This is a genomic window from Ciceribacter ferrooxidans (genome assembly GCF_004137355.1).
Taxonomy (GTDB): domain Bacteria; phylum Pseudomonadota; class Alphaproteobacteria; order Rhizobiales; family Rhizobiaceae; genus Allorhizobium; species Allorhizobium ferrooxidans.
On the sequence record NZ_SDVB01000255.1, the window covers coordinates 1 to 250 of the forward strand.

A 250-nucleotide genomic window follows, 5' to 3' on the forward strand; every position below is an offset into this window, starting at 1 on the left:
AAAGTCGACGTGCGCCGGGCGACATCGAGCACGGGCCGCACGGTTTTCGGTGCGTCGCTGTAGTACCACGGATTCAATTTGTCGAAGGCCGCAAGCTCATGCTTCGGCGGCGCAACGTGCGCCTTGCCGGCGAGCCAGGCGTCGATGTTCCTCGCCGCCTTCTTGCCGTGGCCGACGCCGACGGTGACGGTGCGCTCCGACGGGACCATGTCGCCGCCGGCAAAGATGCCGGGATAGCCGGTCATCATGT

The 250-nt window shown here is 66.0% G+C and carries 1 pseudogene; it reads right to left on the reverse strand.

The window, feature by feature from the left end:
• Window positions 1-250 (reverse strand): annotated as a pseudogene (locus EUU22_RS20045) (NAD(P)-binding protein); the annotation flags it as partial.